This window comes from Actinoallomurus sp. CA-150999 (assembly GCF_050942425.1).
In the GTDB taxonomy this organism is placed as follows: Bacteria; Actinomycetota; Actinomycetes; order Streptosporangiales; family Streptosporangiaceae; genus Actinoallomurus.
On record NZ_CP192063.1, the window covers coordinates 5,940,852 to 5,952,626 of the forward strand.

Annotated in this window: 8 protein-coding genes; 3 read left to right on the top strand and 5 right to left on the bottom strand. The window is 72.9% G+C overall.

The features are described 5' to 3' along the window. Window positions 1-115 precede the first annotated feature (115 nt). Together ACQP2O_RS27485 and ACQP2O_RS27490 are read right to left on the bottom strand one after the other, a co-directional pair. On the bottom strand, window positions 116-889 hold the full coding sequence (locus ACQP2O_RS27485; RefSeq protein WP_433190855.1) for a dienelactone hydrolase family protein: 774 nt from the start codon (window positions 887-889) through the stop codon (window positions 116-118). A 163-nt stretch (window positions 890-1,052) separates the two neighbouring features. Beyond that, window positions 1,053-2,309, bottom strand: coding sequence for an MFS transporter (locus tag ACQP2O_RS27490; RefSeq protein ID WP_433190857.1), 1,257 nt, complete (start codon window positions 2,307-2,309; stop codon window positions 1,053-1,055). Between the two features lie 61 nt (window positions 2,310-2,370). Here ACQP2O_RS27490 and ACQP2O_RS27495 point away from each other — a divergent pair, with 61 nt between their 5' ends. Further along, window positions 2,371-2,961 (top strand): TetR/AcrR family transcriptional regulator, encoded by a 591-nt coding sequence (locus ACQP2O_RS27495; RefSeq protein WP_433190859.1) that lies wholly within the window; start codon window positions 2,371-2,373, stop codon window positions 2,959-2,961. A gap of 17 nt (window positions 2,962-2,978) precedes the next feature. Here ACQP2O_RS27495 and ACQP2O_RS27500 read toward each other — a convergent pair whose 3' ends face one another. The 3 genes from ACQP2O_RS27500 to ACQP2O_RS27510 are packed head-to-tail and all read right to left on the bottom strand — an operon-like array spanning window position 2,979 to window position 8,610. Next, window positions 2,979-4,457: an NAD-dependent succinate-semialdehyde dehydrogenase gene (locus ACQP2O_RS27500; protein WP_433190861.1), complete on the bottom strand. Its 1,479-nt coding sequence runs from the start codon at window positions 4,455-4,457 to the stop codon at window positions 2,979-2,981. Beyond that, window positions 4,454-7,354 (bottom strand): FAD-binding and (Fe-S)-binding domain-containing protein, encoded by a 2,901-nt coding sequence (locus ACQP2O_RS27505; protein ID WP_433190863.1) that lies wholly within the window; start codon window positions 7,352-7,354, stop codon window positions 4,454-4,456. Before ACQP2O_RS27505 ends, ACQP2O_RS27500 begins: the two co-directional genes overlap by 4 nt. Beyond that, window positions 7,351-8,610, bottom strand: coding sequence for an aspartate aminotransferase family protein (locus tag ACQP2O_RS27510; protein ID WP_433190864.1), 1,260 nt, complete (start codon window positions 8,608-8,610; stop codon window positions 7,351-7,353). The genes ACQP2O_RS27505 and ACQP2O_RS27510 overlap by 4 nt, the downstream gene beginning before the upstream one ends. 265 nt (window positions 8,611-8,875) lie before the next feature. On the opposite strand from ACQP2O_RS27510, the gene ACQP2O_RS27515 reads away from it, so the two are divergent. Together ACQP2O_RS27515 and ACQP2O_RS27520 are read left to right on the top strand one after the other, a co-directional pair. After that, the gene (locus ACQP2O_RS27515; RefSeq protein ID WP_433190866.1) at window positions 8,876-10,528 is read left to right on the top strand and encodes a PucR family transcriptional regulator; all 1,653 of its coding nucleotides are present in this window, start codon (window positions 8,876-8,878) and stop codon (window positions 10,526-10,528) included. Between the two features lie 95 nt (window positions 10,529-10,623). After that, window positions 10,624-11,652 (top strand): tyrosine-type recombinase/integrase, encoded by a 1,029-nt coding sequence (locus tag ACQP2O_RS27520; RefSeq protein ID WP_433190868.1) that lies wholly within the window; start codon window positions 10,624-10,626, stop codon window positions 11,650-11,652. Window positions 11,653-11,775: the final 123 nt, after the last annotated feature.

An 11,775-nucleotide genomic window follows, 5' to 3' on the forward strand; every position in this document is an offset into this window, starting at 1 on the left:
CATCGCTGGGCTGGGGCCGATACGCCGACCTCGTCCTCATCTACTGGCTGTCGCCTTCAGCGAGGAAGCAGGAGTCGGCGCCCGGCGGGTGGGCCGGACGCCGATACCCGTCAGGTCAGGCCGGTGACGTGCCGGCCCGGTCGAGATGCCGGACCAAGAACTCGTCGTCGACGCCGACCCAGCGCATGCGGCGATGGGTGCCGGGGTTGGCGAGCAACGTCTTGTCTTTCGAGGCGAAGGCGTCGAACAACGCGAGAACGGATTGGCGGTCGACGTACTCTTCGTCCCACGGGAGCAGGAACTGGACCGGGACGGTGATCCGCCTCGCCGCCTCGATCAGCGCCTCGTGCGCGAAGAACCCGCCACCGAAGATCGCGGCGGTGATCCTGGGTTCGACCGCCGTCAGCGGTATCCCGATCGCGGTGCCCAACGACATGCCACCGCCGTAGCCGATCGGCGCCTCGGTGCCGATCTCGGGCAGTTTCTGAAGGGCGTCCAGGGTCGCCTGCCATTCCGGTACGGCACGCTCCGCCAAGGAGGTGCTGTAGCGGACGCTGACCGCCTCGAAGCGCTCGGTCTCGCCCGCCTCCATCGCCTGACTGAGGTCGGCGCGGGCCTGCTCGTCCTCCGCCGTACGGGGGCGGTCGCCGTGTCCGGGCGCATCGATGGCGACCACGGTGAAACCCCACCTGGTCACGGTGTCGTGGGCGCGGGCCATGAGTCCCGGCGTCTTCTTGTGCAGGCCGCCCCCGTGACCCATCAGCACGAGGGGCGCACGATCGGAACCGGATGCGGGCGACCAGAGCACGCCGGCGACCTCGCCCACGACGAAGTCGCGTTCAAGGACGCTGTTCGACGATGTCTCCGCGGTGAAACGCACAGTATGCATAGGTGTTGCCTTTCGGGATTGCCTTGTTGTCGAGGCGCTCCCAGCGACACCTACGTCAATCGCCCGACCGTGACGGCGAGCGGGAGCACCCACGTGCGTACAGCGTTCATGGGTCTCACCTCCTCGCGCGATGTCACGGCGGCCCGCACGTTACCAGCCGGGGTCACGTCCGCCCAACTCTGTTTCCCGCCGACCGCGGCGGGCGCGGGCCATGCGCCGGGCGTCCCCGCCGGCCGCGCCATCTTGTACGGCGTTCGGTAGCGGCGAACAAGGCCAAGGACGCCAGGGCGCTGAAAGCGGCGGTGAGCGGGAGCGCTCCGGAACCGTGCGTACTGAGCAGCCAGCCGCCGAGACCGGCACCGAGTGAGGACCCGAGGTAGACCGCACTGCTGCTGAGCGCCAGGGCCTGGGGTCCGGCGTCTGGTCCGGCCAGCGCGAGGATGCGGGCCTGTACGGGTGGCGGAACGGCCCATGCGGCTGCCGACCAGACCAGCAGGAGGAGCACGATGAGGGGAAGGTACGCCGGCCGAAGGGACCAGCACAGCGCCAGTCCCAGCATGGCGGCGGCGAAGACCACCACCGCGAGAAGGAACGCTCGTGCCGGGCCGAACCGGTCGACCAGCCCACCGCTCAACCGTGCTCCTGCGAGGCCCGCCGCGCCGGTGAACGCCAGTAGGCCACCCAGCATGGCCGGTGTCACGCCCGCGACATCGTGGAGGAATGACGCGAGATAGGTCTGGAACATCAGATTTCCCAGCACGGCGACGACGGCTGCGAGCAGCACGCCCAGCACGGCCGGACGCGTCAGCGGGCTGAGCCGATCGGCCAGGCCGGCGGCATGCGGGGATGGAGTCCGCGGCACGGCGACGTGTACGCAGACCAGCGCCGCCAGGCCGAGGAGCCCGCCGAGCACGAAGGTCGCCTGCCAGCCGAACGCCGCGCCGGTCCAGGTGCCCAGGGGAACGCCGATGACAACGGCGCCGGTCAGCCCGGTCATGACGGTGGCGAGGTGGCGGCCTTGCCGTTCGGGCGGGGAATGCGCGGCGACGACCGCGAACACGGTGGGCAAGGTGATCGCTGCCGCGAGTGCGGCCACGATCCGCAGTGCCATCAGGACGGGGTACGACGTGGCGAGGGGAACGGCGAAGCCGGCGGCGCAGAACAGCAGCAGGCCGCCGATGAGCACATGCCGCCTGGACCATGACGCGGTGATGACGGCGGCCGGCGGCCCGATCACCGCGCACATCACCGAGAAGACGCTCACGAGCTGACCGGCCGCGGCCTCGCTGACCTTCAGATCGCGTGCGATCGACGGCAGTACCCCCACGATGACGAAATCGTCCGTCTGCAGGGCGAAGGCGGTGAGGGCGAGTGCTATGAGCCAGGGCTTGGCGGAAGTGCGGTCCCGTACGACGTCCATGGTCGCGTTAACGTAACATACGTTTCCTTAATGGCGAGTCGACCGCACAAGGAGAGCCACCGTGGCCAGACCCCGCGATCCGCATCGCCGCGTCGAGATCCTCGATGCGGTCCTGGACCACCTCGCCCAGACCGGGATCAATGGATTGTCCCTGCGCCCGATCGCACAGGCGCTGGGACACAGCACGCGTGTGCTGACCCATCACTTCGCCGACAAGGACGCCCTGCTGACCGCCCTGCTGACGCGCCTGGACGAGATTCAGCACGAGCAACTCCACGCGACGGAAGGCTGGGACGACACCGATCGCGGAATCGGGTCGATCGTCCGTGACTCCTGGCACCGCCACATCAAGCCCGCCAACCTCGCGTACACCCGCCTGATCCACGAGATCGAGGGATTGGCGGCCGCCGGGCGCCTCGGCGACCGAGTGCCCACGTTCCTGACCGAACGGGCCGAGTTCGTCGCCGGTGCACTGACCGCTCGCGGGCTCGATCCGCAGGAGGCCCTGATCAAGGCGACCTACCTCAACAGCGCCTACGCCGGCCTGCAGACCGACCTGCTGATCACCGGCGACCACGCACGCGTCGAAGCCGCGCTCGAGGACCTGTGCGTCCTCGCCGACTCTTGGACGGCACCCGGATCAACCGGATGAGCGCGGCGACGCGAGGGTCACTTCGCGGCGCGTACGGGGACGGCCAGGTACTTGTACTCCAGGAACTCCTCGATGCCGACACGGCCACCCTCGCGGCCGAGGCCGGACTGCTTCACGCCGCCGAACGGGGCCGCCGGGTTGGAGACCAGGCCGGTGTTCAGGCCGACCATGCCGACCTCGAGCCGTTCACTCACGCGGATCGCGCGGTCCAGGTCGCGGGTGAACACGTAGCCGACCAGGCCCCAGTCGGTGTCGTTGGCGACGCGGACGACGTCGTCCTCGTCCTCGAAGGTCGTGACGGCGGCGACCGGGCCGAAGATCTCGGTGCTCATCAGCGCCGAGTCGCGGGCCACGTCGGTCAGGACGGTCGGGGGATAGAAGTAGCCGGAGCCCTCGGGGGTCGTCCCGCCCGTCAGGACCTTGGCGTCGCGCCGGACCGCGTCGGCGACCAGTTCCTCGACCTTGCCGCGCCCGGCCGCGTCGATCAGCGGGCCGACGTCGGTGCCCGGCTCGGTGCCGGGGCCGACGGTGAGCCCGGCCATCCGCTCGGCGAACCGGGCGGCGAACTCGTCCGCGACGGAACGGTGCACGAACATCCGGTTGGCCGCGGTGCACGCCTCGCCCATGTTCCGCATCTTCGCCGCCATGGCGCCGTCGACCGCGACGTCGAGGTCGGCGTCGTCGAAGACGATGAACGGCGCGTTGCCGCCCAGCTCCATCGACGTGCGCACGACCGTGTCGGCGCACTGGGCGAGCAGGATCCTGCCGACCGCGGTCGAGCCGGTGAACGACAGTTTGCGCACCCGGCCGCCCCGCAGCAGGGGCTCGACGACGGTGGCGGCGTCAGTGGTGGTGACGACGTTCAGCACGCCGGCGGGGAGGCCGGCCTCGGTGAGGATCCCGGCGAGCGCCAGGCTGGACAGCGGTGTCTGCGGGGCCGGCTTGAGCACCATCGTGCACCCGGCGGCGACGGCCGGGCCGATCTTGCGGGTGCCCATGGCGAGGGGGAAGTTCCACGGCGTGATCAGCAGGCACGGGCCGACCGGCTGGCGCATGACCACGATGCGGTTGGCGCCGTCCGGCGTCGGCGCGTACCCGCCGTCGATGCGCACGGCCTCCTCGGAGAACCAGCGGAAGAACTCGGCGGCGTAGGCGACCTCACCGCGCGCCTGGTCCAGCGGCTTGCCCATCTCGAGCGTCATCAGCAGGGCGAGCTCTTCGGTGCGGGCCAGGATGATCTCATACGCGCGGCGCAGGATCTCGCTGCGCGCCCGGGGAGCGGTCGCGGCCCAGCCCTCCTGCGCCGCGACGGCGGCCTCCAGCGCACGCCGGCCGTCGTCCGGACCGGCGTCGGCGATCTCGCACAGCACCTTGCCGGTGGCCGGGTCGGCCACGGCGAACGTGCGGCCGGACGCCGCGTCGGTCCACGCGCCGTCGATGAACAGCCCCTTGGGCACGTCGGCCACGACGTCGGTCCCGGCGTCGGTGATGGTCATGAGGTCTCCCTTTCCTGCGGGTCGAGAAGTTCGGCGAGGTGCAGGGCCCGGGGGCCGGCGGCGCCGGTGAGATGGTCGATCTGGGTGCTGCAGCTGAAACCGTCGGCGAGCACGACGGCGTCCGCGTCGGCGTCGCGGATCCGGGGCGCGAGCGAAAGTTCCGCGACGGCCATGGAGGTGGTGTAGTGCTCGGCTTCGAAACCGAAGTTCCCGGCCAGGCCACAGCAGCCCGTGGACTGGTCGACGGTCTCCACGCCGACGCGCCGCAGCAGCGCCTCCTGCGTCGCCGCGCCGAACACGGCGCGCTCGTGGCAGTGCGGCTGCACCGTCACCCGGCGCGGGACGTTCCGGGGCCGCCAGTCGGGGTCGGCCAGGTCGGTGAGCGCGCCCGCGAACGTCCGGATCCGCGCGGCGACCCGGCGGGCCGCCTCGGTGCCGAGCAGCGCGGGGGCGTCGTGTTTCAGCGCGGCGGCGCAGCTGGGTTCGGCCAGCACGATCGGGAGGCCTTCGTTCGGGCCCTCGTCGAGGGCGCGGACCGTACGGGTCAGCACCCGGCGTGCGATGCCGAGCTGGCCGGTGCTCAGCCACGTCAGCCCGCAGCACAGGCCGGTGCGCACGGAGGCGGGCACGCCGGCGTCGCCGAGCACGCGCACCGCCGCGCCCGCCACCTCCGGCCGGAAGGCGCGCGTGAAGGAGTCGACCATGAGGACCGCCCCGGCACCTCCCGCGGGCCGGCCGTCCAGCGCGGCCCGCAGCGCGCGGCGGGAGGCGAACCGGGGAAGGGCGCGTTCGGTGGTCACCCCGCCCAGGCGGGCCGCCAGCCGACCGGCCGGGCCGTTCAGCGCGGCGTTGACCGGTCCCGCGACGTACCCGGCGGCAGCGGCCCACCAGGGCAGCCACCCGAGCGTGTAGTGGCTGCGCGGGCGCAGCCGCCGCCGGTAGTGGCGGTGCAGGAACTCCGCCTTGTAGGTGGCCATGTCGACCCCGACCGGGCAGTCGGACGCGCAGGCCTTGCAGGACAGGCACAGGTCGAGCGCGTCACGCACGTCGGCGGACCGCGCGCCGTCGGACAGCACGGCGTCCGGGCCGCCGCGCAGCATCTCCTGCAGGGCGCGGGCGCGTCCGCGGGTGGAGTCGCGCTCGTCTCCGGTGGCCTGGTAGCTGGGGCACATGGCGCCGGTCGCGCTCCGGCAGCGGCCGACGCCGATGCAGCGACGGGCCGCCCCCGCCAGCCCGTCGGCGTCTTCGGGGAACGTGAACCCGGTCCGGGTCTCCTGCGATCCGGCCGGTGACACGACGGTCAGCGCGAGGTCGGCGTCGAGCAGGGCGGGGGCCACGACCATCCCCGGGTTGAGGATCCCCTCCGGGTCGAAGATCTTCTTGTACGCGGCGAACGCGGCGCGGATCCGCGGCCCGTACATGGTGGCCAGCAGTTCGCTGCGGGCGCGGCCGTCGCCGTGCTCACCGGACAGGGTGCCCCCGTGCTTGACGACGAGGGCCGCGGCGTCCTGCAGGAAGGCCCGCATCGCGGCCGTCCCCTGCGGGGAGGTCATGTCGAAGTCGATGCGCACGTGCACGCAGCCGGCGCCGAAGTGCCCGTACAGCACGCCGGTCAGGGAGTGCTCGGTGAGCAGCGCCCGGAAGTCACGCAGGTAGGCGGCGAGGTCTTCGGGCGCGACGGCGGCGTCCTCCCACCCCGGCCACGACTCGCCGCCGCCGACGAGGCGGGCGGCCAGTCCCGCGCCGTCCTCGCGGACCCGCCACAGCGAGCGCCGCTCGGCGGGGTCCTCGACGACGCGTCCGGCGACCATCCGGCCGCTTTCGCGCAGCGCCGCGAGGAGGTCGGTGGCGCGCCGCCCGGCGTCCTCGGGGCCGTCGCCGTCGAGTTCGACGTAGAGCCACGCGTCGCCGTCCGGCAGCCCCGTCACCGCGTCGGGTCCCCGCCGGTGCCGCATCGTCGCGACGATCGCCTCGTCCATGCCCTCCACGGCGGTGGGGCGGTGCTCCAGGATCGCCGGTACGTCCGCGGCGGCGTCGATGACGTCGCGGTAGCCGATCGCCAGCAGCGCCGTCGCCGCCGGCATCGGCTGCAGGCGCACGGTGGCGCGGACCACGATCGCGCAGCCGCCCTCGGTGCCCACCAGCGCACGGGCGGCGTGCCGGCCGCGCTCGGGCAGCAGGTGGTGCAGCTGGTAGCCGGAGACCTGACGCGGGATCCGGCCGAGCTCGGTGCGGATCTCGGCGAGGTGGCCGGTGACGAGGCCGTCGAGGGCCGCGTCGATCTCGGCGACGCGCCGCCCCGCCGTGTCGTCGGCGGGGTCGGCCGGCCGCAGCCCGCCGGCCTCCGCGACGGCGTGCACCCCGTCCGCCGTCACGATCTCCAGGGACTCGACGTGCTCGACCGTACGGCCGTAGCGGACCGAGTGGTTGCCGCACGCGTCATTGCCGATCATCCCGCCGAGGGTGCAGCGGCTGTGGGAGGACGGGTCGGGGCCGAAGAACAGGCCGTACGGCGCCGCGGCGCGCTGCAGGTCGTCGAGGACGACGCCGGGCTCGACGACCGCGGTGCGGGTGTCCGGGTCCACGCGCAGCACCCGGTTCATGTGCCGCGAGAAGTCCAGGACCAGGCCGGGCCCGACCGCGTTGCCGGCCATGCTGGTGCCGCCGCCCCGCGCGGTGATCGGCACGCCGGCGGTTCCGCAGGCCCGGACCGCCGCGGCGACGTCGGCCGGGCCCTTGGGGAAGGCCACCGCCAGCGGAGGCACCCGGTAGTTCGAGGCGTCGTAGGCGTACTGCGCGCGCCGTCCGGCGCCCGCGTCGACCTCCAGGCCCGGCGCGTGGCGGCCCAGTGCCTCCAGCAGGCCGGCGCGCCGGTCCGGAGCGTTCTCCCAGGTCACTGCGCGGAGGTGCCGGCGGCGACCGCCGCCGTCCAGGCCCGCAGCGCCTCGTCGATCTGGTCCTCGGTGACGACCAGGGCGGGGATCATCCGGACCACGTTGTTCCACGGCCCGCAGGTGAGCAGGAGCATGCCCTCGTCGACGGCGGCCCGGTGCACGCGCGCGGCCGTCTCCGGGTCGGGCTCGCCGTCCGCGGTGACGAACTCGCTGGCCAGCATCAGCCCGAGCCCGCGTACGTCGCCGATGCCCGGGTGGTCCGCCGCGACCTTCTCCAGGCCGGCGCGCAGGCGGGCGCCCATCGCCGCCGCGTTGGCGACCAGCCCCTCGTCCTGGACGACCTCGAGCGTGGCGATGGCCGCGGCGCAGGCCACGGCGTTGCCGCCGTACGTGCCGCCCTGTGAGCCGGGCCGGGCCTTGCGCATCAGTTCCTGGGACGCCGCGATGCCGGACAGGGGGAAGCCGCTGGCCAGGCCCTTGGCGGTGATGAGGATGTCGGGGCGGACCCCGAAGTGGTCGTGTCCCCAGAACCGGCCGGTGCGCCCGACGCCGGTCTGGATCTCATCGAGGATGAGCAGGATGCCGTGCCGGTCGGCGCGTTCCCGCAGGCCCTTCAGGAAGCCCTCGGTGGCCGGGACGTAGCCGCCCTCGCCGAGCACCGGCTCGACGATGATCGCGGCCGTGTCCTCGGGGTCGGAGACGGTCTGGAGGAGGTAGTCGAACTCGCGGAGCGCGAAGCGGGTCGCGGTCTCCTCGTCCCAGCCGTAGTGGAAGGCGTTGGGGAAGGGCGTGATGGCGACACCGCCCATGAGCGGCCCGAACCCGGTCCGTACCTTGGTGTTGGAGGTGGTCATCGACGCCGCCGCGACCGTACGGCCGTGGAAGCCGCCGTGGCAGACCACGATGTTCGGGCGCTTGGTGGCCTGGCGGGCGAGCCGCATCGCGGCCTCCACCGCCTCGCTGCCGGAGTTGACGAAGAACAGGCTGTCCAGGCCCTCGGGCAGCACCTCGCCGAGCTTGGCGGTCAGCCGGCCGAGCGGCTCGTGCAGCACCGTCGTGTACTGCCCGTGGATCAGCTTGGCCACCTGCTCCTGGGCGGCGGCGACCACGCGCGGGTGACAGTGCCCGGTGCTGGTGACGCCGATGCCCGCGGTGAAGTCCAGGTAGCGCCGGCCGTCCGTGCCGTACAGGTAGACGCCTTCGCCGCGTTCGGCGACGACCGGGGTGGCCTGGCGCAGGTGCGGGGACAGGTCGGTCATGGTGCTGATCTCCCGTGGGGTGCGAAGCGGTGTGTGCGGTCTCGTGGCCCGGCGTATACGGCCACCTTCGCCACGCACTCCGCCCACGGTCAACGCGCACACTGTGCGGTCGGCGGCCCGGATGTGGACGGTGTGTCCACCGCTCCGGGCGCGGATCCCCACCGTCCGTGACCGCTCCGGTCCGGCGATGATGCCGCAAAGCCCTGCCTGACCAGCGTCAACGGCCCTTGCGGGGATCATGGCCGGTTTGCCAGAGTGGCGATACATGCGGCAGACGCCAGAACCGGGGGAGACGACATCGGTGTCGTCGCCGACCCGGTCCCTCACGATCGCCGACGTGCTGCGGCTGCCGGTCCTCGTCGCGGGACTCCCGGAGGTGGTGTCCGGGGAGCGGCGCCTGGCGCGCCAGGTGCGCTGGGTGCACGTCACCGAACTCCTCGACCCGGCGTCCTTCCTCGAGGGCGGCGAACTGATCCTCACCACCGGCATGCCGCATCCGGAGGATCCCACCCTGCTGCGCGCCTACGTCGATCAGCTCGCCGACATCGGCGCCGCCGGGCTCGTCATCGAGCTCGGCCGCCGCTACCAGCGAGTGCCGGCCGACCTGGTCCGGGCCTGCCGTGATCGGGACCTCCCGCTGATCGTCCTGCACCGCGAGGTGCGGTTCATCGACGTGACCCAGACCGTGCACGCGCTGATCCTCGACGCCCAGGGAGAGCTGCTCCGCCGGGCCCAGCGCATCCAGGACGTCTTCCGGGACCTGACCCTGCACGGCGCCGAACCGGGCGAGATCGTCGAAGCCGCGGCGGAGCTCACCGGGTGCCCGATCGTCCTGGAGAACCTCATCCACCACGCCGTGCACTGCGCGCCCGCCGGCCGCCCGGCCGGGCAGGTGCTCACCTCCTGGCCGCGGCGCTCCCACGGCACGCCGACGCCCGACCGCACCGCGCAGAGCGGGCCGGAGGAGTGGCTCGTCACGCCGCTGGAGCACGGCGGCAGCCGCTGGGGACGGCTGGTGCTCCTGCCCGACGAGCACGATCGGCCGATCAGCCCCGAGCACGTCATGGTCCTGGACCACGCGGCGACCGCGCTGACGCTCGCGCGGCTGGCCGGGCACGCACGCTGGGAACGCGACGCCCACGAGACGGCGCTCCGCAGCTTGATCGAGGGGCGGCACCGCACGGCGACCGAGGCCCGCACCCGAGCCGAGTCCCTCGGCCTGCCGGTCGCCGGACACCGGTTCGTCGCGCTCCTGATCCGGGCCGGTTCCCGGACGGCTCAGGACGGCTTCGGCGACGCGTTGGCGGCCCGGCTCGCCGCCGGAGGCGCGCGTGCCCTGGTCGGCGGGCTGCGTCCCGGAGTGACCGGAGTGCTGATCGCCGTGGCGCGCGCGGGCGCGTGGGAGCCGGTCGCCGAGCGCATCGGCCGGGTCGCCCGCGAGGAGCTCGGCGCCGACGCGGTCGTCGCGGTCGGGCCCGGCGTGGCCGACCTCGGGCAGGTGGTCCGTTCCTTCGCGGAGGCCGAGCAGGTCCTGGAGGCGATCCGGCCCGGCGCCTCCGACCGGCCGTTCCACGTGACCTCCGACATCGGCCTGCCGCAGTTGCTGTACGCGCTGCGCGACGACGTGCGGATCCAGCAGTACGTCGACCGCCGGCTCGGCCGGCTGATCGACCACGACGAACGACATGGCGGCGACCTCATCGCCACGCTCCACCACTACCTGGCCGAGGCCGGCAACAAGTCCGCCGCCGCCAAGCGCAGCGGCCTGTCGCGTCAGGCGTTCTACCACCGTCTCCGGATGATCGAACGCCTGCTGGGCCACGACCTGGAGTCCGGTCCGCAGCGTACGGAACTGCACGTGGCCGTCATGGCGCTGGAGGCCATGACCGGCCGGAGCCCGGAGGTCCTCGACGGATGACGCCGGATCCGACCGGTGGCGCCTCATGATCCGGACCGGCACGGGGCGATACCGTTTCTGGACGGTACCGGGCATTCGGGTGATGGTGGTGAGCGATGGCCGTGGGCGTCGAGGTGGTGACCTCTTCGGCATCGGCCGGGGTCGCCCTGCGGGGCGCGCCGCCGGCCCGGACACCGCACGAGCTGGCGAGCCTCCTGCGGGCGGCGGGAATGCCGGAGGCGGGACTGCGATCGACGGCCATGTGGCTGGTCTCCGGCCGGCGCGAGTCACCGCATACACGGGCCGCCTATGTCCGCGATCTGAGCTGGTGGGTGTCGTGGTGCGCCGCGCAGCGCTGCGTGCCGGCGGCGGCGACCACGGCGGCGGCGGACCTGTACATCGCGGTGTTGAAGGAGTCGGGGCTGGCGCGGGCCACCATCGGCCGGCGGATCGCGGCCGTCTCGTCGTGGTACACCTACCTGCTCCGGGAGCAGTGCGCGGCGATCAACCCGTTCGAGGGCGCCGAGCGGCCCCGGCTGGACGCCCATGCCTCCCGTACGCGGGGGCTGTCGCGCGAGCAGGTCGCCGCGGTCCTCGGCCATGCCGCCGACCATGAGTCCGCCCGGACGTACGCGCTGTTGTGGCTGATGTTCGCCACGGCGGGGCGGATCAGTTCGATCCTGGACGCGCGGATCGAGCAGCTGGGCCAGGACCGCGGTCATCAGGTCCTGGACCTGGCCGTCAAGGGCGGCCGGGTCAAACGGTTCGCGATCCCGCCCGCGGCGCTGGCCGCGGTGCAGTGTTACCTGGAGGAGCGGGGGGATCCCCGGGAGGGGTTGCTGTTCGTGTCGCGCACCGGCCGGCGGCTGACGCAGTCGTACGCGTGGAAGCTGGTCAACCGGGTGGCTCGCGCGGCCGGAGTGCCGCACGCGATCTCGCCGCACTCGTTCCGGCATTCGGCGATCACGATCGCGCTGGGGGACGGGCGGCCGCTGCACGTGGTCCAGGACTTCGCCGGGCACGCCGATCCGCGTACCACCCGGCGGTACGACCGGGCCCGCGATTCCCTCGACCGCTCACCCGCCTACGAGCTGGCCGCGTCGGTCACCCCGGAGCGGGACGGCGACGCTCCGCTCCGGCGGTAGCCGCTCGGGAAGGCCCCGGCCGAAGCCGAGACGGTGACGGTCCGCGCCGGCCGTAGCCCCATCGGGCAGGTCGCCCGAAATCCGGTTTTCGGAAGTTCGTCCAACGGTCTGGCATACAGGGCT

Coding starts and splice junctions, on each gene's coding strand:
- ACQP2O_RS27520 (WP_433190868.1), top strand. CDS start 10,624: ATGGCCGTGGGCGTCGAGGTGGTGACCTCTTCGGCATCGGCCGGGGTC.
- ACQP2O_RS27515 (WP_433190866.1), top strand. CDS start 8,876: ATGCGGCAGACGCCAGAACCGGGGGAGACGACATCGGTGTCGTCGCCG.
- ACQP2O_RS27490 (WP_433190857.1), bottom strand. CDS start 2,309: ATGGACGTCGTACGGGACCGCACTTCCGCCAAGCCCTGGCTCATAGCA.
- ACQP2O_RS27500 (WP_433190861.1), bottom strand. CDS start 4,457: ATGACCATCACCGACGCCGGGACCGACGTCGTGGCCGACGTGCCCAAG.
- ACQP2O_RS27485 (WP_433190855.1), bottom strand. CDS start 889: ATGCATACTGTGCGTTTCACCGCGGAGACATCGTCGAACAGCGTCCTT.
- ACQP2O_RS27510 (WP_433190864.1), bottom strand. CDS start 8,610: ATGACCGACCTGTCCCCGCACCTGCGCCAGGCCACCCCGGTCGTCGCC.